Annotated in this window: 15 protein-coding genes; 14 read left to right on the forward strand and 1 reads right to left on the reverse strand. The window is 51.9% G+C overall.

Features of this window, described 5'->3' with window-relative positions; translation table 11 throughout:
• From P9H32_RS00025 to P9H32_RS00090, 14 genes are all read left to right on the forward strand, one after another.
• On the forward strand, nt 1–508 hold a 508-nt coding region (locus tag P9H32_RS00025; RefSeq protein ID WP_322606802.1), incomplete at its 5' end, for a hypothetical protein.
• A 128-nt stretch (nt 509–636) separates the two neighbouring features.
• Nucleotides 637–2196, forward strand: a complete 1560-nt coding sequence (locus P9H32_RS00030) for a sulfatase family protein (RefSeq protein WP_322606803.1) — start codon at nt 637–639, stop codon at nt 2194–2196.
• Nucleotides 2197–2217: 21 nt separating this feature from the next.
• Nucleotides 2218–3681: a sulfatase family protein gene (locus P9H32_RS00035; protein WP_322606804.1), complete on the forward strand. Its 1464-nt coding sequence runs from the start codon at nt 2218–2220 to the stop codon at nt 3679–3681.
• The gene (locus tag P9H32_RS00040) at nt 3678–5165 is read left to right on the forward strand and encodes a sulfatase family protein (RefSeq protein ID WP_322606805.1); all 1488 of its coding nucleotides are present in this window, start codon (nt 3678–3680) and stop codon (nt 5163–5165) included. Before P9H32_RS00035 ends, P9H32_RS00040 begins: the two co-directional genes overlap by 4 nt.
• Nucleotides 5166–5208: 43 nt before the next feature.
• On the forward strand, nt 5209–6726 hold the full coding sequence (locus tag P9H32_RS00045; protein WP_322606806.1) for a sulfatase-like hydrolase/transferase: 1518 nt from the start codon (nt 5209–5211) through the stop codon (nt 6724–6726).
• Between the two features lie 43 nt (nt 6727–6769).
• Nucleotides 6770–6979: a hypothetical protein gene (locus P9H32_RS00050; protein WP_322606807.1), complete on the forward strand. Its 210-nt coding sequence runs from the start codon at nt 6770–6772 to the stop codon at nt 6977–6979.
• Between the two features lies 1 nt (nt 6980).
• Nucleotides 6981–8546, forward strand: coding sequence for an alpha-L-fucosidase (locus P9H32_RS00055; protein ID WP_322606808.1), 1566 nt, complete (start codon nt 6981–6983; stop codon nt 8544–8546).
• A 115-nt stretch (nt 8547–8661) separates the two neighbouring features.
• Nucleotides 8662–10221, forward strand: coding sequence for a sulfatase family protein (locus tag P9H32_RS00060; RefSeq protein WP_322606809.1), 1560 nt, complete (start codon nt 8662–8664; stop codon nt 10219–10221).
• Between the two features lie 11 nt (nt 10222–10232).
• On the forward strand, nt 10233–11792 hold the full coding sequence (locus P9H32_RS00065; protein ID WP_322606810.1) for a sulfatase family protein: 1560 nt from the start codon (nt 10233–10235) through the stop codon (nt 11790–11792).
• A 26-nt stretch (nt 11793–11818) separates the two neighbouring features.
• Entirely contained in the window at nt 11819–13285 is a 1467-nt protein-coding gene (locus P9H32_RS00070; protein ID WP_322606811.1) for an arylsulfatase, read from the forward strand.
• A gap of 134 nt (nt 13286–13419) precedes the next feature.
• Nucleotides 13420–15090 carry a sulfatase family protein gene (locus P9H32_RS00075; RefSeq protein WP_431311687.1) on the forward strand — a complete coding sequence of 557 codons (1671 nt, stop codon included), beginning with the start codon at nt 13420–13422 and terminating at the stop codon, nt 15088–15090.
• A 79-nt stretch (nt 15091–15169) separates the two neighbouring features.
• Nucleotides 15170–17269 (forward strand): glycoside hydrolase family 2 protein, encoded by a 2100-nt coding sequence (locus P9H32_RS00080; protein ID WP_322606813.1) that lies wholly within the window; start codon nt 15170–15172, stop codon nt 17267–17269.
• A gap of 5 nt (nt 17270–17274) precedes the next feature.
• Entirely contained in the window at nt 17275–19569 is a 2295-nt protein-coding gene (locus P9H32_RS00085; protein WP_322606814.1) for a carbohydrate-binding protein, read from the forward strand.
• A gap of 122 nt (nt 19570–19691) precedes the next feature.
• The gene (locus P9H32_RS00090; RefSeq protein WP_322606815.1) at nt 19692–21581 is read left to right on the forward strand and encodes an arylsulfatase; all 1890 of its coding nucleotides are present in this window, start codon (nt 19692–19694) and stop codon (nt 21579–21581) included.
• Nucleotides 21582–21786: 205 nt separating this feature from the next.
• On the opposite strand, the gene P9H32_RS00095 is transcribed toward P9H32_RS00090, so the two are convergent.
• Complete coding sequence (locus P9H32_RS00095; protein WP_322606816.1) at nt 21787–22596, reverse strand: helix-turn-helix transcriptional regulator; 810 nt, start codon at nt 22594–22596, stop codon at nt 21787–21789.
• Between the last annotated feature and the right edge of the window lie 31 nt (nt 22597–22627).

Genomic DNA, 22627 nt, shown 5'->3' on the forward strand with positions numbered 1-22627 from the left:
ACTGTTTGGTCACGGCGTTGTGAATTATACGATCAATGAGGATAAAACCCTGACCATTGACCTTCCTGAAAACGCGCCGAATCCGAACTGTAACGGCTTTAAGATCAGCAATATGAAACTCAGCTGGCAGCCGTTTGGGCACTATCTGATTGCGAATGCCACGCGTATTGATGTGTCGACGTTGAAGAAAACCCACAAGGGCGAACTCAGTGTAAACTTTACTGCGGGGCCGATTAGTCCGGGCAGCATTCTGATCGGAAGCAAGGTGGATGCACAGGGTACGATTACGCTGTTTGACGGGGATAAAAAACTGACGGAAGCGGCGTATTCCGTAAAAGCCGGGCAGAAGGTCGAAGTGGGCAACTTCAAGTTAAAGCTGCCTCATCGCGTAGCAAGCAAAAGCTTCCGCATGGTCCTGACAGGGATCGATAAGGATGCGGTAACGGATCTTGCTGTGGGCATTCAGCGTGATCACACCATTCTTCAACTGGGTGGCGGATATTTTTGACGGGCTGTACTACAATATTTCGTAGTCTCTGCTGTGAAAAGACTACGATACCTCTGTTTTGCTTTGGAGGAGGTCTCGTGTTTCACTCTTGGTGTTAGATTCTGAAAATAATGCGAAAGTGAATCGTGATGAATAAGCAGTGGCTGTTTTTGGTTTTTTTGGGGGTTTGTGCACAGGGAATTGCGGCAAGTAAGCCCAATATTGTCTATATTCTGGCTGATGACATGGGGCCGGGGGATGTGTCCTGTTATAACGCAGAGGGTAAAATTCCGACGCCGCACATCGACCGCATGGCACGCGAAGGTATGAAGTTTATGGATGCCCATACCGGTTCCAGTGTCTGTACGCCGACGCGTTACGGGATTATCACGGGGCGCTATTGCTGGCGGACCAGGAAGAAGGAGGGCGTGCTGGGGGGGCATTCGAATCCGTTAATTCCGCAAAGCCGCGAAACGGTCGCGTCATTTCTGAAAAAAGAAGACTATGCAACCGCGATCATTGGCAAATGGCATTTGGGCATGAGTTGGGAAAATGATGCGGCTCCCAATGCCAAGCGGGTAACGGCAAAGAACGTGAAAAACCCAAAAGCGCCAATTAAAAACGGACCGACGACGCTGGGGTTTGATTATTATTTCGGACTTTCCTCCTCGCTGGATCATGACCCGCATGCCTATGTGGAAAATGATCAGTTGCTGGGAGAACTGGAACTGGAAACCGGCAAACGTTATGGGCCGGAAATGGTGGCTCGCGGGTTGCCGAGCGGGCATCCGGGCTGGTGCGCAAAAGGATTTAAAAATGAGATGGTGCTGACGGATCTGGCGCGGAAAACGGACGAGTGGATCACGGCAAATCGCGACCGGCCCTTTTTCGTTTATCTGGCGCTCACCTCTCCGCATATGCCGATCTGTCCGCGAAAGGAATTTCAGGGAAAAAGCGGGATCGGGAAACATGGCGATTTTGTGATGGAGACCGACTGGGTGGTTGGCGAAGTCCTGAAAACATTGGATAAACTGAACCTCGCAGAAAATACGCTGGTGATCTTTACCTCTGACAATGGCACCAGCGGAAAGGCCGGAATTCCCAATATGGAAAAGCTGGGGCATTTTCCCAGCGGAATTTATCGGGGCCAGAAAAAATCTATTTTTGAAGGCGGGCACCGCATGCCGTTTGTTGCCCGTTGGCCGAAAACCATTAAACCGGGGACGGAATCGACAGATCTGATCTGCACGACCGATCTGCTGGCTACGCTGGCGGATCTTGCCGGGAAGACGCTGCCGGATGATGTGGGCGAGGACAGCGTCAGTTTTCTTCCGGCATTGCAGGGAAAACGGATCCCGGGTGCGCAGGAACGATTGGTGGTGCACCATGATTCGGCGGGATATTTTGCGGCTCGCAAGGGGAAGTGGAAGCTGGTTCTGGATGCTTATAACGGGAAAAAAACGGGGACGATTAAAGGAGCTCCTATCAAAAACGAGTCCCGTACCATGCTTTTCGATATGAATGCTGATCCTCGTGAAACGGATAATCTGATCCAGCAATATCCGGAGGTGGCCGAGGCGTTGAAGAACGAGCTGGCCGGAATCATTCAGGCCGGGCGCAGTACGCCCGGCAGCGCCCAGGCGAACGATCCGTTGCGCAAGGGGGAATCCTGGAAACAGCTTGAGTTGCTAGCGGAGTATTTGAAGTAAAAAAAAGGATGTTTCTGAAGTATGAAATGGATAAAGCTAATCAGCACAACCTTGTTGCTCGCTGGTGCGGTACAGGCGGCAAACAGGCCGAATTTCATCATGATGATGTGTGATGATATGGGCTATGGTGATGTTGGTTTTAATGGCCATCCGTATGTCCAGACTCCGCATCTGGATAAATTGGCGGCGGACGGGGCGAATCTGACGCATTTTTATTCCATCGGCCCGGTCTGTTCCCCGACACGGGTTTCTTTAGTGACCGGCCGCCATCATTATCGGATGGGCGTTTTCAGTGCCAACCGCGCGCATCTGCCGAAGGAAGAATACACGATTGCCCGCATGCTGAAGTCGAAGGGATATACCACCGGGCATTTCGGCAAGTGGCATATGGGCACGCTCAGCCGGGAAATTTCGCCCAAGGGAAAGGGACGTAAACCTGAGCTGAACTATGCCCCGCCGTGGGAGCGTGACTATGATCACTCCTTTGTGACCGAAGTGGCCGTGAAAACATGGAATCCGACCGAGGGCCGCCAGGCACCGAACAATTTTTATTACGAAGACGGAGTGGTAACCACTGAAAATCTGCGTGGCGGCTCATCACGCATCATTATGGATCGCGTAATTCCGTTCATTGATCAGGCTGTCGAAAGCGATACGCCGTTTCTTTCGGTCATTTGGTTCAACGCGCCGCACAAAGATGTGGAGGCCGGGCCGGATTATCTGAAGCGTTATGAAGGTTTCGGCGGTGCTGCGCATTATTTCGGCTGTATTTCTGAAGTGGATGATCAGGTTGGGCGCCTGCGGGCCGAGCTGGAACGGCTGGGTGTTGCCGATAATACGGTGATCTTCTTTACCAGCGATAACGGGCCGCTGGGCGGAGTGTTGAAGTCGAAGGAAACCTACGGCAAAAGCAAAAACCGGCTGACGGGTAATTCAGGCGGGTTCACCGGCGGCAAGCGTGATGCCACAGAAGGCGGTGTGCGTGTTCCGGGGCTGGCCTGCTGGCCGGGACAGATTGAGCCGGGAAGCGTGATCGATGTTCCGATGTCGGTACTTGACTATCTGCCGACGCTGGCCGGAGCTCTGGAGGTTGAGTTGCCGCAGGATCGTGTGCTGGACGGTGAAAATGTCCTGCCGATTCTGCGTGGCAAAAAGCAGGTGCACGACAAGTCGATCCCGTTCCGTTATGAAAATGATGCCTGGATCGTAAAGGGCAAAATGAAGCTGATGATTCAGTCACCGACGGATCCTTCCAAGGATCGTATGTTTGACCTTTCAACGGATAAAACGGAGGCCGATAACGTCTTGAAACACTATCCGGAACAGGCAGCCGAAATGCGCAAGGAGCTGCTGGCCTTTCTGGATTCGGCAAAGTACAGCCATGCCGGAAGGGAGTACGGTACGGATTTCCGGCCGGTGGAGGAGTGGCATGCTTTGGGGATGTTGAGCCGTAAGATGAAAAAGAAAGCGAAGGAAGAGCAATGAATCTTTTAAAAAAGTATCTCGTCGGGGCCGTCGTGGGTCTTCTTCCAATCATTGGAAATGCGGAGAGCCGGCCGAATATTATTTTCCTGATGTCGGATGACCAGAGCTTTTATACCCTGGGCTGCTACGGCAATCCCGATGTGCAGACACCGAATCTGAATCGGCTGGCTGCGGATGGTATGGCATTCGATCGGCACTATGCCACGACAGCGATCTGCATGGCCAGCCGCGCCACGGTGATGTCGGGGATGTTCGAATTCAAGACCGGCTGTAACTTTATGCATGGCGATATGATGGAGGATATCTGGAAAAAGTCCTATCCGATGCTGCTGAGGGAGGCGGGATACCGCACCGGGTTTGCCGGAAAATTCGGGTTCAGCATCCGGAAAAATCTGAAAAGTAAGGCCATTAAAAATCTCGATCAGTATTTTGATGTCTGGGCCGGGGGACACGGTCAGACCAGCTATAAGACCGCAGCGAATGAAGGGCTTAAAAAATATGTCAATGAGTATCCTCACTCCACCTTGGCATATGGCGCATTCGGCCGTGATTTCATTAAGGAATCCGTCGGAGGAGAGCAGCCGTTCTGTCTTTCCATCAGCTTCAAGGCACCGCATCGGCCGGCAACACCCGATCCGCGGTTTGATGAAATCTATAAAGGGAAAACGTTTACAAAACCCGGCAATTTCGGGCGTGAAAACGGGGCGCATTTTTCCAAACAAAGTCAGGCCGATCGGCAGTATGAGCGGTTCCACAGCTGGAACTACGCAACGAAATATGACCAGGTCATGGCGACGTACCATCAGCAGGTATATGCCATAGATCAGGCGGTTGGTATGATCCGCGAGGCCCTGCAAGAGACCGGGGCGGATAAGAATACGGTGATTATTTATACAGCTGATAACGGGTATTTCTGCGGTTCGCATGGATATGCTTCCAAGGTGCTTCCCTATGAGGAGGCTTCGCGCGTTCCCCTGATTATCTTTGACCCGCGTGAGAAAAACAGTGGAAAACAACTTCGGTCGGGTTCGCTGAGCGGGCTCTGCGATATTGCGCCGACACTGCTGAAACTTGCGGATTTGCCGGTGCCCGATAATATGGATGGCCGCGACCTGATGGAGCTCTACCGCGATCCGTCCGCAGAAATTCACGATGCGCTGCCGCTGATTAATGTCTGGAATGAACCGGCAACCCATGCGCTTTCCGTAGTGACCAAAGATCAGAAATACATTTACTGGGGCTATGCTGGTGACGGCTATGCGGTTACCGAGGAACTTTATCATCTGGGAAAAGACCCGCTGGAGCTGGTGAACCTTGCCGCCAATCCGGAAAATTCAGATATGCTGAACAGTATGCGGAAAAAATACGACCGTTTCCTGGATCAGTGGAAAGCGGAAGCGGTTTCTTATAACGATTATGAACGGTTTGGAACCCTCTTCGATCGCAAGGTTGAGTGGAAAGAAAAAGCAAAGTTGCTGGACTAATCTGCAAAAGGCACGAGGCCGTTTTATGAGCAATACGAAATTCATGAAATTTAATATCCTGGCAGGTTTATTTGCGGGAGTCGCGAGTTTGATGGCTCCTGCGTCGCACGCTAAGCGCGCGGTGATGGATAAGCCGAATTTGCTGATTGTGGTGACCGATGAGCACAGCCTGCGTACGTTGACCATTTACAAAGAGCTGTTGATCGAGCGCGGGCAGCCGGAACGGGCGAATCCGTGGGGTGTGATTGATGGGTTCTGCACGCCGCATATCGACCGGATCGGGCACGAGGGTGCCGTGTTGACTAGCATGTACGCGAGTGCTCCGTCGTGCGCTCCTTCCCGCAGTTCTATGTTTACCGGGAACTTTCCGCATACGGCCGGCGTGCCGACAAACGGGAACGGTATTGCTGAGGATTCGCAGACCATCGCGAAGGTGCTTCGCAAGGTCGGTTATAAAACCGGTTATGCGGGGAAGTGGCATCTGGAAGAAGGCGATCCGCAACCCGGCTGGTCTCCGGCGAAATCTTTTCATGGGTTTGATGACAACCGTTATATGTTTAACAGTGGTCACTGGAAACAGCTCGGATTCGAAGCCGACGGAACGACGGGGTGTGTGCCGATAAAAAACGGGAAGAAGGCCGTTCAGTCAGCGACTGAAAAAACGTATACCACCGACTGGCTGACGGATCGGGCGCTGGAATTTATTGAGGAGAATCAGGAAGACCCGTTCCTGTATGTTCTGAGTATTCCTGATCCGCATACGCCGGATACCGTGCGGGCACCGTACGATACGATGTATGACCCTGCCGCGTTTCATATGCCGGAGAGCTTTACGACTACCGGGATGCGTGACGATTTCTATCCGCATTGGATTCGGACCAAACAGCGGCTCCCTGAAGGAACCACGGCGGAAAGCATGCTGCCAAAAGTCGCGCAATATCACGGCATGGTGAAGTGCATTGACGATAACGTCGGCCGCATTCTGAGCAAGCTGGAGAGCACGGGGATTCTGGATGATACCATTGTGGTTTTCTCTGCTGATCACGGTGAAATGTTCGGTGAATTCGGGCATCAAAATAAAGGGGTTCCGTATGAAGGATCGGCCTGCATTCCGTTTGTAATCCGCTATCCGAAGCGGATCGCCGCGGGAACGGTGGTGGACAAAGCAGCAAATACGGCTGACTGGATGGATACATTTTTATCGCTGATGCAGGTGGGCGCGTCCGACTTTGATCCGTCCACGACTGAGGGGCGTAATGTCGCGCCGTTGCTGACCGGCGGCGGGGCGGATTTTGAAGATATGACGATTTCCCGGTTTCAAACGTGGGCGGCGGCGATTACGGATCGGTATAAGCTGATTTTTGATACGAGCAAGACGCAGCCGTGGTTGATTGATCTGGAATTGAATCCGGGGGAGAGTCGGAACTATATCGACGATCCGGGCCACCGGGCGGTGGCGGTTAAACTGGCGAAAGAGCTGCTGGCATATGGTCACCGTACTAAAGATGATCTCGTTACGGTGAAGCTGGAGCCCCAAATTCAGAAGATTATTAAGCGCTGATTTTTCCGATGATTCCGCAATGTCGCAGAAAACGAGAAAAGTGATGAATAAGAACGTATGCATCCTGTTGATACCAGGATCGGCGGAGCTGTCTGCTGCATCTGAAACGTTGAAGGGCTTTCTGCGCCAGTGGAAAGCGGAGGCGGTTTCGTTTAATGACGATGAGCGCTTCGGCTCCCTGTTTGATCGTGTGGTTTCCAGGAAAGAAAAGGCCATGTTGCAACAGGTTCCAATCGCTGGAAAGAGGCCCTGATATGAAGTCAACGGTTGTTAGAACGCTTCTGCTTGCGGCATTGCTGAATGTCCCTTCTTTTGCGGAGAAGCAGTATGATGCAGACTGGGCGGATTTGAATCGTCACGAAATCCCGGACTGGGCGCTGGACGCCAAGTTCGGCATTTATGCGCACTGGGGGCCTTATTCGGTGATCGGTTCATGGGAAGACAATCCGACCGTGCCGCAGGATGGAAACTACTACACGGTCGGCTATCGGGGAATTTACAGCCGTAATGCCGACGATCCGCGTCGTGTGGCGTTTGAGAAACGCTATGGTTCTGTGAAGGACGGCAATGGATACCGTAAGGTATGCGAGGACTTTACGGCCAGGGAATTTGACCCGGTTCAGTGGGCCGAGCTGGTTTTGGAATCAGGGGCCAAATATGCCGGGACCTGCGCGGTGCATCACGATGGGTATCTGATGTGGGACAGCGCGATTACGGACCATTGCGCCGGTAAAACCGGTCCGAAACGCGATCTGATAGCCGAGCTCTTCGCTGAGCTGGAAAAGCGCGATATCAAAACGATTGCTTCATTTCATCATGCTCGAACATATAAATTTTTCAGCGGCTGGCAGAAAAATTTTTCAAAAGGGACGGAGTATGCCGGGGTGGATCTGCTTCAGCCGGATGCGGGGGATTATTACTGGTTTCTCGGCGAAGAGCAGCAGTTTGCTGAAAAGCGGCTGGCGATCACTGAAGAGTTTATCAATAAATACCACCCGAGTGTTATCTGGTTCGATGGCGGGGCCAAAGACAACCCGACGGATATTCTGGCCACGTTTTTCAATATGGGCCTGCGCGAAAATATCGAGACCTGTCTGCATAACAAAGACCGGCAGTTCGGCGATACCATGGGGGTCTATTCCTATGAACGCGGCTATCTCCGCCCGCCGATGCTGACCCATCCCTGGGAAGACGATGCAACGTCATCGGTGAGCGGCAGCTGGTGCTGGTGGCACGGCTGCACCTATAAGCCGGCCAGTGACTTGATCCTGCGCCTTTGTCATTTGACCGCCAATAACGGTGGATTGCTGCTTTCGCTGAATCCGCGGGCCGACGGATCGTTTGATCCGGAAATGGTCGAGCAACTCAAAGGCATTGGAAAATGGCTGAAACAGAATGGCGAAGCAATACACGGTTCCAGACCCTGGAAAATCCAGGGGGAAGGGCACGTGGATCGTACGGATCTGCGCTACATTTGGACGGAAAAAATGCCGCATCGTTATGCCACGCCGGATGTAAGCAGGTTTGATCACACGGATGTGCGCTTTACAACGCAGGGCAATACACTTTACGCCATTCAGCTGGGCATTCCGTCAGAGGGAATAACACGTATTAAATCGCTTTCCTTTAAAAACAGGGTGGGTTCCGAAAACCGCATTTCGGCTGTTGAACTGGTGGGCCACGGTCCGGTGGCGTTCACGCGGACTGATGATGCGCTTGAAGTTGCTTTGCCTAAACAGCTGCCTAACGACATTGCGCTGGTTTTTAAAATTTCAGTCAAAGGGCAGCTGGAGCGCCTTCTGTATCAGGGAAAACGATAAACCTGTTTCTGGGGAAGAAGAGAACCGAAAAAATAGAAGTCAGCAACATCCTTTCGGGGTCAGAACCGGGGATGAACAGAGCTGATCTGTGAATTAAATTCGAAGGTTGAATGTTATGGGAATCAGTAAATTTTTTGTGATGGCTGTGATTGCCGGTATGGTTGGATCGGCTCAGGCTGCTCCGCCGAATATTGTTTATATTCTGGCCGACGATATGGGGCCGGGCGATGTGAGCGCTTATAACACGGCCGGCAAAATCCCGACGCCGCATATCGATCGGATTGCGCAGGAAGGGGTCCGTTTTACCGATGCACATTCGAATGCGAGTATCTGTACGCCGACGCGATATGGAACGATGACCGGCCGCTATACGTGGCGGACACCTAGGAAAGAGGGCGTGGTTGGCGGATATACACCGTTAATGATTCAGCCGGGCCGCATGACTGTGTCCCTGTTTTTGAAAGAGCAGGGCTATCGGACGGCGTGTGTCGGCAAATGGCACATGGGCTTGGACTGGGCGTTGAAGCCTGGCGCAAAAGGGATGAAAGGAAAAAAGATTCCCGGTAAGTTTGTCGATTTGACCCGGCCGATTACACGGGGTCCGCTGGATGTGGGCTTTGATTATTTCTTCGGGCTGACCGGATCCATGAATATGTTCCCTTATGCGTTTATCGATGGTCGGAATTTACAGGGAACGTTGGAGTACCTGCCGGATATGGATGCGGTGAATGCACGGGGATTTGAAGGGGCCAAGCCGGGTTGGGGCGCAAAGGAATTTGACCGCGAAAAGACACTGGGAATTTTGACGAAGAAGGCCTGCAGCTGGATTCGCCAAAATGCGGAGAAACCGTTTTTTCTCTATTTTCCGCTGACCTCGCCGCATTCGCCGATTGTTCCCAGTGAAAATTTCAAAGGAAAGAGCGGGCTGAATGGGCACGGCGACTATGTGCTTGAGACCGATTGGGCGGTGGGGCAGGTGTTGAAGACGCTGGACGAGTTGAATCTGGCGGAGAACACCCTCGTCGTCTTTACATCGGACAATGGTACGTCACCGCAGGCGGGACTGAAAACGATGCAGGCGAAAGGCCATTTTACGGAAATGCAGTATCGCGGGTTGAAGGGGACCACGTGGGAAGGCGGGCACCGTGTGCCGTTTGTGGTGCGTTGGCCTGCAGGCGCGAAGCGCGGAATCGTGTCGGAACAGCTGATTTGCTCCACGGATTTACTGGCAACGTGTAACGCGCTTTTGGGGAAGACGCTGCCAGCCGATGCGGGGGAGGATAGTGTGAGCTTTCTGCCGGCATTGAAGGGCGAAAAAATTCCGGGTAACAGCTCCCGCATGATCGTGCATCATTCGGATAAGGGCTTTTTTGCAGTTCGTAAAGGGAAATGGAAGTTGCTGCTGGATGATCGGGGCGGCTCGAGTCGCAAAAATCCGAAAGATCAGCCGGTTGTAAATGCTGAAGAGATACTCCTGTTTGATATGGAACTGGATGAAGAGGAATCGACGAATCTTTCGCGGCAATATCCGGAAGTGGTTATGCAGATGAAAAAGGAGCTGGCTTCGCTCATTCGCACGGGCCGCAGTACCCCCGGTGCCGCGCAGCCGACGGATTATGCGGATCCTTCGGTGAAGTGGAAACAGCTGGCTCCGATTCGTGAATATTTGAAATAAGGATGAATGAAATGAAGATGAAAGTTACAGCAACGGCCGTACTTTTTCTGATGGGCGCGGCGCAGGCCGTTCCGCCGAATATTGTTTATATTTTAGCCGATGATATGGGGCCCGGGGATGTTTCCTGTTACAACGCGGAGGGCAAAATTTCGACGCCGAATATCGACCGTCTGGCGCGGGAGGGTATGAAATTTATGGATATGCATACCAACTCAAGTGTTTGTACCCCGACTCGATATGGCATTCTGACGGGACGGTATGCATGGCGCACATCGCAGCTGAAAATGGGTGTGCTGAATGGATACAGTCAGCATTTGATTGAGCCGACGCGCGAGACTGTGGCATCCCTGCTGAAAAAGCAGGGATATGCGACCGCATGCATCGGCAAATGGCACCTGGGTATGGATTGGCAGCAGACGCCGGGGAGTCATTTGACCGGCAAAAAAATCTCCTGGAAAAAAGTGGACCCCAAGGCTCCGATAAAAAACGGCCCGAACAGCGTTGGCTTTGATTATTTTTACGGTATTTCCGGCTCCTTGAATATGAGTCCGCATGCCTATATCGAAAATGATCGGATGCAGGGCGAAATCGAGAAGTTGGCCAAAATGGATGACGTGAATGCGCGCGGATTTACGCAACCTTCAACCCCGGGATACGCCGCCAAAGAATATGTCCAGCAAGAGGTTGTTCCCCGGTTCACGCGCAAGGCTACGGATTGGATACGGGAAAACAAGGACGGACCGTTTTTTCTGTATTTCCCGCTTCCGTCGCCGCATTCCCCTCTGGTTCCGAATGCAGCGTTTAAGGGGAAAAGCGGACTCAATCTGCATGGCGACTTTTGTCTGGAGACCGACTGGGCCGTGGGCGAAGTCCTGAAAACACTGGACGAACTCGATCTGACGGATAACACACTCGTTGTGTTTACCGCGGATAACGGAACCTCGCCGCGAGCCGGATTTGAGGAGCTGGCCGCCAAGGGGCATCATCCCAGCTGGATCTATCGCGGCATGAAGGGCACCACCTGGGAGGGCGGGCATCGGGTGCCGTTTGTTGTGCGCTGGCCACAGCAGGTTAAAGCGGGGGCGGTGTCTTCTGCGCTGATCTGTTCCACCGATTTTTTTGCGACGTGCGCCGAGCTGACCGGAGTGAAACCAGCCCCCGATGCCGGAGAAGACAGTGTCAGTTTTCTTCCTGCGCTTCAAGGCAGGCCGCAGCCGGGAAGTGACGACCGGTTGGTGATACATCATTCAGATAAAGGTATTTTTTCGATCCGGCGCGGAACGTGGAAAGTGATGTTTGATGCGTTTGGCGGATCGGGACGATATGATCCGCGGGCGAGTGAGCCGATCAGGAATATTGCCAGTCTGCAACTTTATGATATGGCCTCGGATGCGACTGAAAATGTCAATCTTGCGGCGCAGTACCCGGAGATTGTTCAGAGTCTCCGTAAAGATCTGGCGGGGATTATCCGGCGAGGCCGCAGTACTCCGGGGCCGAACCTTCCGAGCGATTATAACGATCCAAACGTTGCGTGGCCACAACTTGAGCCGGTCCTGAATGAGTTGAAATAAGTGGGCATGAATAAGGAAAAGTGAATATGAAGACAGGATATTTTGTACTCGCCGCCACATTGTTTGCAGGGGCCGTCGCTGCGGATTCTCTGAAGAATGCGCGGCCGAATATTATTTTTGTGATGACGGATGACCAGGGGTCAAATCTTTCTTTTATGGGACATCCATATATTGAAACGCCGCATATTGACCGGTTCGCGAAACAGTCGCTTTATTTCAAGGAATATCACGTCAGCCCAAGCTGCGCGCCAACGCGCGCCGCGCTGATGAGCGGGCGTCATGAGTTTCGAAACGGCGTCACTCATACCGTACATGAACGGGAGCTGATGGCGCTTTCAACAACCACGTTTCCGCAGTTGTTGCAACGTGCGGGATATACTACCGGTATTTTCGGGAAGTGGCACTTGGGGGATCAGGAGGCCTATCTGCCTGTAAACCGGGGATTCGATGAGGTGTTGGTCCACGGTGCCGGGGGAATTGGGCAGGCCTATTCGGGAAGTAATTTTGACTTTCCGCCGAATCGGGGAAAAGGGTCGAAGGCAAAATATTTCGATCCGGTTTTGCTGCATAACGATACCATTGTTCAAACAAAGGGATATTGCACCGATCTGTTTTTCAACGCCGCGCTGGGCTGGATTAAAAAGAATCATGAGGCGGATAAACCGTATTTTGCATATATCTCTCCAAACGCACCGCATTCTCCGTTGATTGCTCCAAAAGAATCATATGATCGTATTGCAAAGCGTCACCCGGAGTTGAAGAAGGTGTCGGGCCGGTATGCGATGATTGAGAGGATCGACGACAACTTCGGGCTGATGATGAAGAAGCTGAAGGAATGGGGTGCGCTGGATAATACGCTGATTATTTTCACCACGGACAACGGGGCGCCGTATCGGGGTCCGGAAAGCAACGAATTCAATGCGGGCTATAAAACCGGTAAGGGAAGTCCTTATGAGGGCGGGGTTCATGTGCCCGCGTTCTGGTACTGGAAAGGGGTTCTTCAGGGAGGGAAAACCGTGGATGCACTGACGGCGCATATTGATTTGTTTAAAACGTTCTGCGACCTGGCCGGGGCGGAAATTCCGGCGGATATTCAACCGTTGGATGGCCGCTCGCTGTTGCCGCTTTTGGAAAATCCGGATGCCGAATGGGAAAAACGTCAGTTGTTCACACATCGTGGTCGATGGGACAAAGGCGCAAAACCGGAACGCGATGCCAACTGGGCCGTGAGAACCGAACGCTGGCGACTGGTCGGCCGGGAACTCTATGATATCGCGCATGATCCCTATGAAGATCAGGATGTTTCGGCGCAATACCCGGAGGTCGTCGAGCAGCTGAAAAATGCCTACTACAAGTGGTGGGATGAAACCGTGCCCTACATGATTAATGAAGATCGCGAGTGTGAGTTGGAGGATCCGTTGGGCAAGCGCTATTACAAGCAGCTCGAGGAGCGCGGTATTCCGGATTGGGTGCCGTACGATCTGGACCTCTGATTGAAGTCGGATTCCCTCTGAGCAAGACCTGAGACCGTGTTCTGAGACGTGATGGGATCAATTAAATTTTAATATTGAACGGCGGGCCTGAACTGATCGGTGAACCGCTGAATAGAATGAGATGTAAGGAAATGATGATGAATACTAAAATGAATATTTTTTCTGCGATGATGGGAGTCGGATTGCTGGCCGGTGCCGCCGGTGCGGCAGAGCTGTCGAAACCGAATATTCTGTTTGTGATGTCGGACGATCATACCTCGCAGGCCATTGGTGCGTATGGTGGCCGTTTGGCGGTGCTGAATCCGACGCCGACGATTGACTCGATTGCGGAAGAAGGCATGGTGATGGAAAATGCATTTTGCCAGAATGCGATCTGCACGCCGAGCCGCGCCAGCATCATGACCGGACAAAGCAGTGCGGTGAATGGTTGTCCAACCTTGGCTGACACGCTGCCGGCCGAGCGGCAGTATCTTCCGATCGAACTGAAAAAAGCCGGATATCAAACCGCAGTGATTGGCAAGTGGCATCTGCATGCGCTTCCTGAAACGTTTGATTATTATAAAGTGCTGCCGGGGCAGGGCCGTTATTTCGATCCAATCTTTTTCGAACTGGGTGCCACGGGCGTGAATAAATTCCGTAGAAATGTTTATGAGGGTTCCGTGAAAATGACGGGGCACTCTTCGGATTGTATTGCCGACTCTGCATTGGATTGGTTCAAAAATAAACGGGATCCCAAAAAGCCGTTTTACCTCAGTATGCACTTCAAGGCGCCGCATGATTATTTTCAGTATGCACCGCGCTATGAAGACTATCTGGCGGATGTCACTATTCCGGAACCGGAAAATATGCGCGACCGTAAAAACCATGGTTCCATTGCCACCCGTGGCGATCAGGACGAACTGGTTCCATACATTGGAACATCGGTTGGGCGGCGCAATCCGCGCCGGAATTATTCCCAGGCGGAGGGTCGGGGCAAGTGGGCGAAAAAGCTGGATCAGTCTCGCAGTGATGAAGAGATTCTGGGGGACACCTATCAGGAATATCTGAAGGCATACCTTCGCTGTGTTAAAGGCGTCGACGATAACCTGAAACGCGTTGTGGATTATCTGAAGGCCGAAGGACTTTATGACAACACGATTATTTTCTACACCGGCGACCAGGGATTCTACCTCGGTGAGCATGACTACATTGATAAACGCTGGGCCTATGAAGAATCGATGCGTATGCCGTTCATCGTGCGTTACCCGAAGCAGGTAAAAGCCGGCCGTTCAGACGCCATCGTTGAAAACATCGATTATGCCCCGACGATTCTTGACTTTGCAGGGGCTGAAACGCCGGATTATATGCACGGGCGGAGCTTTAAAAAGATTCTGGAAACGGGGACGGCTTCCAAAGACTGGAAAGATTCCGCCTATTATCACTATTGGATGCACATGGCCTCGCACGATAATCCCGGTCACATTGCCATTCGCACTAAACGCTATAAACTGATTCTGTTTTACGGCGCACCGATGGATTCCGATCAGGCCGAAACTCCGCCGGCCTGGGAGCTCTATGATCTCAAGAATGATCCGACAGAAGATAATAACGTCTATGACAATCCGGAATATGCCGGCGTCATCGAAAAGCTGAAAAAGAAGCTTAAAACGCGTCGTGCTGAACTGGGCGAGGACGATCCGAAATTCCCCTTCAATGCTGTGATCAATGAATTCTGGGATTACGATCAGGCGGATCGGGCGAAGGCGATTCAGCTTTCACACACCTATCGTCAGCAAAGAGCTGCTGAAGCCAAAGTGGAAAAATGACATGGAGTCAGTTCAAGCCGGTTTTTGCAATTAGAGTTGTAACGGGACAGCGAACGAGCTGAATTATAAGGCGAAAATGATGAATGGTGTGAAAACAGCGTTGGCGGTTTTATGTGTTGCTGCCCAGATTGCAGCGGGTACTGAAAGCAGGCGCACGATTATTTCTCTTAATGGAACCTGGCAGATTGAAGAGACTGCTTCGCCGGATGTCCTCCCCGAAAGCTATTCTGGAACTGTTCCGGTTCCGGGACTGATTGATATGGCGGGGCCGACGCCGTTTGAGGACGTTGGATATGAGACGGCATACAAACGCTATTTCTGGTATCGCCGCGAGTTCACGGTGGGGGACAGCATTCCGGATACGGCTTTGTTGAAAATCAATAAAGCCAAATTTATTTCCCAGGTTTATGTGAACGGAAAGTTTGTGGGCGAAAATCCGCATAATTTCACGCCCGGAATTTTCGATGTCAAACGCTGGCTTAAAGCGAAAAAAACGAATGAGCTGGTTGTCCGGATCACGACCTATGAAAACACACCGCCAACCATCATGAACGGGTTCGATGCGGAAAAGAAACGCTACATTCCCGGAATCTATGACGATGTGAGCCTCATCCTGTCGGGGCAGCAATTTATTGAAAATGTGCAGGTGGTACCCGATGTGGAACATAAGGCTATGCGCGCTGTGGTTCAGCTCAAGAGCGGGGCGGGAGAGGCTGCCGTCACGTACCGTATTCGTGAATGCAATTCCGGGAAGGTTGTGGCATCCGGAGAGGCCGACGGACTCGATTTTACGGTTCCGATTCCCGGTTGCAAACTCTGGTCTCCGGCAAGTCCGTTTCTTTATACGCTGGAGCTGGAAACGGAATCGGACAGTTATTCAACGCGTTTTGGAATGCGCAGCTTCCGACTGGATCATAAAACCGGAAAGGCCTATTTGAATGGTAAGCCGTTCTACATGCATGGAACCAATGTGTGCATTTTCCGCTTCTTTGAAGATCCGGACCGCAACGGGCTTCCCTGGGATGAGGCCTGGGTACGGAAACTCTTTCGCAAGATGAAAACCATGCATTGGGATTCGATCCGCTTCACCATCGGATTCCCGCCGGAGCGCTGGTATGAGATTGCCGATGAAGAGGGCTTTCTGATTCAGGATGAATATCCGATCTGGTACAACAACGAGCGCAGGATTTCCCTGTTTAAAAAAGATCTGTCGCTGATCCATGTGGAGTTTGAAAAATGGATGCGCGAACGTTGGAACCATCCGTGTGTGGTGATTTGGGATGCGCAGAATGAAACCACAACGACAAAGACCGGTGACGCCATTCGAAAGGTCCGTCATCTGGACCTTTCCAACCGTCCGTGGGATAACGGGCGGGGGGCGCCGGTGGATATCAATGATGTCGCGGAAGTGCATCCCTACCTCTATAATAAATTCCGTAAAGACGAGAATCCTATTCCCGAGGAAGGGCTGCTTAAATACGCCCTGTCGACCGTTCGGATTCCGGACAACGGTCCGGCCCAGTTTACGCCTCCTGTTTCGGGAGCGGAACAGTATCCAAATCCTTTCATCATTAATGAATATGCCTGGCTCTGGATCAACCGGAACGGTACACCGACCAGCCTGACCGAGGTGCTGTATCCGAAGGCATTCGGAAAACTGACTAAGGAACAGCTCTATACCACCTACGCGCGTCATCTGGCCATGAAGACCGAGTATTGGCGGGTGCACCGGAAATGCGCAGGTGTTCTGCAGTTTTGTGTGTTGAGCTATTCCCGCCCGGAGGAACCCAAGGGAGAGACGAGTGATAACTTTGTCGATATCAAAAATCTCATTTTTGAGCCGACGTATGAACGCTATGTCAAAGATGCCTTTTCGCCGGTTACCCTGATGATCGATTTCTGGGAGTCCGAAGTCTCCAAAGACCGGGACGAAGAAATTCGGATTATGATCATCAACGACACCTATACCGATTGGGCGGGAAAGTTAAAGCTGACACTGAGAAACGCTGAAGGGGTTGTATTCAAAAAAAGAAAACGGGTTGAAGTCGATGCGCTGGGTAAAATTTCAGTGTCCATCCCGGTGCAGTGGGGTGTTGAGCCCGGAGCCTGTTCGTTGACGGCTGAATTGAAGTACAACGGGGACAAGGTTCAAAGTATTCGGGAATTTGAGGTTCGCTAATAGAAATGCTGAAAATGATGATGAAGGCTGGTTTCAGGATTTTACTTGCGGCATGGGTTGCAATCCCGGCTGCGGCGAAGGAGTTTCACGTTTCCAAACGAGGAGATGACCGTTCCGCCGGGAGCTTGCAGGAACCGCTGTTGACCATCGCTGCCGCCGCCGCGAAAGCACAGCCCGGCGATACGGTGATTGTGCATGAGGGGGTGTATCGCGAGCGGATCAATCCGCCGCGTGGCGGAGTGTCGGATGCCCAGCGAATCACATATCAGGCATTTTCCGGGGATAACGTGGTGATTAAAGGTTCCGAAGTGATTTCGGATTGGACGCAGGTTGAAGACGATGTCTGGAAAGCGGTGATTCCGAATTCATTTTTCGGCGATTACAATCCGTTTGCGGATGTGCTTTCCGGAGACTGGTATGTTGACGACAACTGGGATCACCATCAGGGGGCAGTTTATCTGAATGGAGATTGGCTACATGAAGCGCGGAGTCTGGACGATGTCATGCAACCGGTGGGTGCCGTTGCGGATCGATATTCGCCGACGTGTGTGCGGCACTTTTTCGGTAGAAAGGTGACCGACTTTCTGCGCTTGAAAGAGATCGCCTTGTCGAATGGCGTGTCGATTGATGTGTTCGATTTTATCGGCGCGTCCGGCGTGGACCAAGTGGTTGATAAAAAAGAGAAGAGCACGTTCTTGGGTAACTTTCATCCGGGCGATTGGGTACTGTATGACTCCGTGGATTTGACGGGGGTGGATCAGATTGAATTGCTGGCAACCACCGAGCGGCACGGTGCGATCGTGGAGGTACGTTTGGGTGGACCGCGAGGTAGGTTGATCGGAAGTGCGCGTTTGCCATCCGTTCGATTCTGGAGCCAGTGGTTTACGTTGCCCGTCTCTTTGGAAAACGTTTCCGGAACCCATGATGTATGCATGGTCTGCCGTGATCCGCAGGAATCGGCGTGGGCGGATATCCGCCTTTGGTACGCGAAGGTTGATGAAACGAAGACAACGATCTGGGCCCAGTTTCCGGGAAAAGATCCGAACCGGGAGCTGGTGGAGGTCAACGCGCGCCGGACGGTTTTTTATCCGGATAAACCGGGGCGGAATTATATTACGGTGCGCGGTTTTACGCTGGAACATGCGGCCACGCCGTGGGCGCCGCCGACGGCTGAGCAGGTCGGGTTGATCGGCACGCATTGGAGTAAGGGCTGGGTGATTGAGGATAATACGATCCGCTACGCCACCTGCACCGGCGTGACACTTGGTAAATTTGGCGATGAGGGTGACAATCAGGCGGAGTCGGCGCCGGGCTACGTCGAAACCATTAAACGCGCACTTTCCAAGGGTTGGAATAAAGAATCGGTGGGGTCTCATCTTGTGCGGAATAACCATATTTCGCATTGTGAACAGGCTGGCATTGTCGGGAGTATGGGTGCGGCTTTCAGCCGGATTGAGGGGAATCATATTCACGATATTCATGTGAAGCGGCAGTTTTGGGGCGCAGAGATGGCGGCTATTAAGTTCCACGGTCCGATCGATACGCAGATTATCGGCAACTATATTCATCACAGCGAAAAGGGCATCTGGCTGGACTGGATGACACAGGGTACGCGCGTCAGTGGAAACCTGCTGCATGATAACCCGACTTGTGACTTGCATCTAGAAGTGAATCACGGGCCGTTTCTTTTTGATAATAATATTTTTCTGTCGGAAGTCTCTCTGTGGGACTGGTCGAATGGCGGGGCCTATGTGCACAACCTGTTTGCAGGAACAATTCAGCACCGTTCCATCACACGCAACGTTCCCTATCATCCGCCACATAAAACCGACATTGTGGCACTTAAGGCCAATCCGGGAGGAGACAGCCGGTTCTATAACAATATATTTGCAGGACGTCGTGGAACGGATTTGCCGTATGGGTTGAGCGTTTATGCCGCTGCCAGGCTGCCGATGTTTGTGAAAGGCAATGTTTATTATAACGGAGCACAGCCATTCCCCGGTGAGCAATGCAGTCATGTCGTTTCGGCCTTTGATCCAGAAATGAGGGTTGCTCAAAAAGGCGGAACCGCCGTGTTTAACTTTCGACTGGATGATGCATTCGGTTCGGTGGAAACGCAGCCGGTTGATACTGAAATGCTGGGCAAGGCGCTGATTCCGAATCAGGGATTTGAGCATCCGGACGGCTCTCCGATTACGATCGATCAGGATATTCTGGGTGAAGCTCGTAACCGGAAGCACCCGGCTGCGGGGCCGTTTTCGATTTCCAGGCCGGGCAAACATTCGGTGCGGATGAACTGAAGGTTTATCCGTCGAAAAAAAGAAGTCGAAGTGATTTAAGACAGTGCGGAAAAATCCATCGGGTGGTTCGGCCAGTGCAACAGGCTGACACGGAAAATGGAATGTTGATACAGGAGAAAAAAATGAATTGGAAAATAATGATAGGTTTGGGGCTTTCGGTGGGGGCTCTGGTAGCAGGCAGCTACGCGGAAAAGCAACCGAATGTGATTATTTTGTTGGCGGATGACCAAGGCTACGGCGATTTGTCGTGTCATGGAAACCCGGTTTTGAAAACACCGAATCTGGATAAAATGCATGCCGAATCGGTTCGGTTTACAGACTTTCATGCCTCGGCCATCTGTACGCCGTCGCGTGCTCAGTTGATGACCGGAATTGATGCGGTGCGTAACGGAGCCTACAATTACGGTTTCGGAAAAACGCAGATCTTTGAAGCCATTCCGGCGGCGGATGGCAGCGAGCATGCAGTGCATCTGATGTCTGATTATTTTAAGGCAAACGGTTATCGCACCGGGCTGTTTGGAAAATGGCATTTGGGCGATTTCTACCCGTATCGTCCGCAGGATCGCGGATTCGAAGAGGTCTTCAGTTATCCGGGAGCTTCGGTGTGGCAGACGCCGAACCACTGGAATAATGATTGTTTTAACGATGTCTATTTACACAATGGCGAACCGGTTCAAACAGAAGGCTATTGCACCGATGTTTGGTTCGACAAAACGATTTCGTTTATTGAAGACAACGTGAAGGCTGAAAAGCCGTTTTTCGTCTATCTGCCGACGAGCTCCATGCATACGCCGCAATTTGTGCCGGAGAAATATATTGAGCCGTATAAAGATCAGGATGAGTTGGTGGCTTATTTCTTCGGCATGGTAGCCAACTTTGATGACAATGTGGGTCGTCTGGATGCTGCGCTGCAGCGTTTGGGGGTCAGAGATGATACGATCGTAATCTATATGAGCGACAATGGCGGAACGCTGGGGAACGACGTCTATAACGCCGGCATGACCGGTAAAAAATGCCAGATCCAGGACGGGGGGCATCGTGTGCCTTGTTTTGTGCGCTGGCCGGCCGGCATTCCCTCGCCCGGCAGAGATGTGGATGATCTGACCATTATTCAGGATATTTTACCGACACTTATCGACCTGTGCGGTCTCAATATGCCGTGGCCGCAGAGCTTTGATGGAGTCAGCCTGAAGGAAGCCATTCTGGCCGAAAAACAGGAGCTGGGTTCGCGCATGTCGGTGGTACAGTTTTCCACGAAACGCGTGGGGCTGAAGGGCTATTCGGTACTGTGGAATAAATGGCGTCTGCTCGATGAGACCGACGGGGTTCAGCCGGGCGAAGAAATCAAACTCTATAATGTCGCCAATGATTCCGCCCAGAAGAACAATGTGGCCAATCAGCATCCCGAAGTGGTCAAGGAGATGCAGGATTATTATATCCAGTGGCGTAAATCGGTTGAGCCGTCGATGGCAAAGAATTCCAAAATAACAATTGGATATCCGGGGTTTGAATCGCTTGAGCTGACCTGCTTTGACTGGCTGACTGTTGACGGGAAAGGCAATCCGTCCCAGCAGGTTGATGTTCGTCTGGGTATGGAAATGCACGGGGCCTGGAATGTTTATGTTGAAACGCCGGGGAAGTATGAGCTGACATTCCGCCGCTGGCCGAAGGAAGCGAATACCGAAATCAGTGGTGGACTTCCGCCGCACGTTTCTGACTTTTCAAAAGAAATGGGTCGTACTGATGAAGTTCCGGTTCGTGGGAAATACCACAATTGGAAAACCATTGTTCCGGCGGGGGTTTATCCGGCGGGTGAAGCGCTGCCGATTACAGAGATTCGTTTGAGTTGCGGTGAAATCAACAAGACGAAAGCGGTAAAGGCCTCTGATAAAGCCATGCGTTTTGTGGTCGATCTTCCGGCCGGACCGATTCGGCTTCAGGGCGATTTTCTGGACAAGCAGGGTGAAGTCGTCTGCGGCGCATATTATGCAGATATCAAACTGATGGACTAGCCGCGTGATTATTCGGGGAGCCGCCACATAGTGCAGGCTGTATCAGTAGAGCCGCCACTATGTGGCGCTGGGCCTTTGCGGTCTTCCAGGATGCTTTGTGCCCTTTGTGTTTAAATCCATCTATCCCGGTGGGATCGAATCAGGTCTTGGTGTTGATTTGAAATCGAGGTTTTTCAGGTCCGATTCGTTTAAATCAGGACCGCATTTACGGTCCTATTCGGGAGGCCTGTGTGCGGTAGCTGGAAGGCGATATTCCTGCCATCCGTTTAAATGCTTTCGAAAGATGAAAGGCATCGTAGAACCCCAGTGCATCAGCAATCTGTTGAATGGTTTCATTGGTTTCCCAGAGTAGTAGCTGAGCCTGATTGATGCGCCGACGCATGATGTAACGCTGTGGTGATTCCCCAAAGAAACGCGTGAATTTTCGAGAAAAATAGGAGGGCTCTAAACTGGTTAGGCGGGCCAGCTCTGCCACACTGAGTGGATCAGCTAAAGTTTGCTCGATCGCTTTTAGCACCGGCTGAAAGCATTGCTGCTGTTTCAGCTTTAGCTGAATGGCCTCGGAATCAATGGTATCCATGAAGAAGGCCAGTAGCTGCATCAGAGTTCCGTTGGAATAAAATGCCTTACCTTTTCGATCACTTTGCTGCGCCGAAAAAAGATCAAGAAACATTTTTTTACATTCCATTTGATTGTCAGGAATCAACTTCCGCTCACAGTCAATATAGGCAAATAGGTCTATTCCGCCGAGCAAGGTGGCCGAGAATCGTACCCAATGGATCACGACCTGCTTCTCACACGAATACTCAAAGCTGTTGTTTGAGGGGATCAGGTGTAGTTCTTTTGCTCTGAGTGGCCTGTCCTGATTATTGTAGTGTATATGACCGGATCCCGATTCAATCCAGTACAAACGGGTGTAGGGGTCCGGCATTTGAATGCCCCTCCATTCGGTGCCTAGTTCGGACCGGTCTCCACCAACAATATCGATTTGAATGGTTTTTAATACATCGAGCATCTGTCCGGATCCTGATTCTGTGAAATTAAGC

This window comes from Pontiella agarivorans, assembly GCF_034531395.1.
Classification (GTDB): domain Bacteria; phylum Verrucomicrobiota; class Kiritimatiellia; order Kiritimatiellales; family Pontiellaceae; genus Pontiella; species Pontiella agarivorans.

Excerpts from the sequence above, each read along its gene's own strand:
- P9H32_RS00095 (WP_322606816.1), bottom strand. The coding sequence starts at position 22,596 with ATGCTCGATGTATTAAAAACCATTCAAATCGATATTGTTGGTGGAGAC.
- P9H32_RS00085 (WP_322606814.1), top strand. The coding sequence starts at position 17,275 with ATGCTGAAAATGATGATGAAGGCTGGTTTCAGGATTTTACTTGCGGCA.
- P9H32_RS00090 (WP_322606815.1), top strand. The coding sequence starts at position 19,692 with ATGAATTGGAAAATAATGATAGGTTTGGGGCTTTCGGTGGGGGCTCTG.
- P9H32_RS00045 (WP_322606806.1), top strand. The coding sequence starts at position 5,209 with ATGAAATTTAATATCCTGGCAGGTTTATTTGCGGGAGTCGCGAGTTTG.
- P9H32_RS00030 (WP_322606803.1), top strand. The coding sequence starts at position 637 with ATGAATAAGCAGTGGCTGTTTTTGGTTTTTTTGGGGGTTTGTGCACAG.
- P9H32_RS00060 (WP_322606809.1), top strand. The coding sequence starts at position 8,662 with ATGGGAATCAGTAAATTTTTTGTGATGGCTGTGATTGCCGGTATGGTT.
- P9H32_RS00065 (WP_322606810.1), top strand. The coding sequence starts at position 10,233 with ATGAAGATGAAAGTTACAGCAACGGCCGTACTTTTTCTGATGGGCGCG.
- P9H32_RS00080 (WP_322606813.1), top strand. The coding sequence starts at position 15,170 with ATGAATGGTGTGAAAACAGCGTTGGCGGTTTTATGTGTTGCTGCCCAG.
- P9H32_RS00075 (WP_431311687.1), top strand. The coding sequence starts at position 13,420 with ATGATGAATACTAAAATGAATATTTTTTCTGCGATGATGGGAGTCGGA.
- P9H32_RS00035 (WP_322606804.1), top strand. The coding sequence starts at position 2,218 with ATGAAATGGATAAAGCTAATCAGCACAACCTTGTTGCTCGCTGGTGCG.
- P9H32_RS00055 (WP_322606808.1), top strand. The coding sequence starts at position 6,981 with ATGAAGTCAACGGTTGTTAGAACGCTTCTGCTTGCGGCATTGCTGAAT.
- P9H32_RS00070 (WP_322606811.1), top strand. The coding sequence starts at position 11,819 with ATGAAGACAGGATATTTTGTACTCGCCGCCACATTGTTTGCAGGGGCC.
- P9H32_RS00050 (WP_322606807.1), top strand. The coding sequence starts at position 6,770 with ATGAATAAGAACGTATGCATCCTGTTGATACCAGGATCGGCGGAGCTG.
- P9H32_RS00040 (WP_322606805.1), top strand. The coding sequence starts at position 3,678 with ATGAATCTTTTAAAAAAGTATCTCGTCGGGGCCGTCGTGGGTCTTCTT.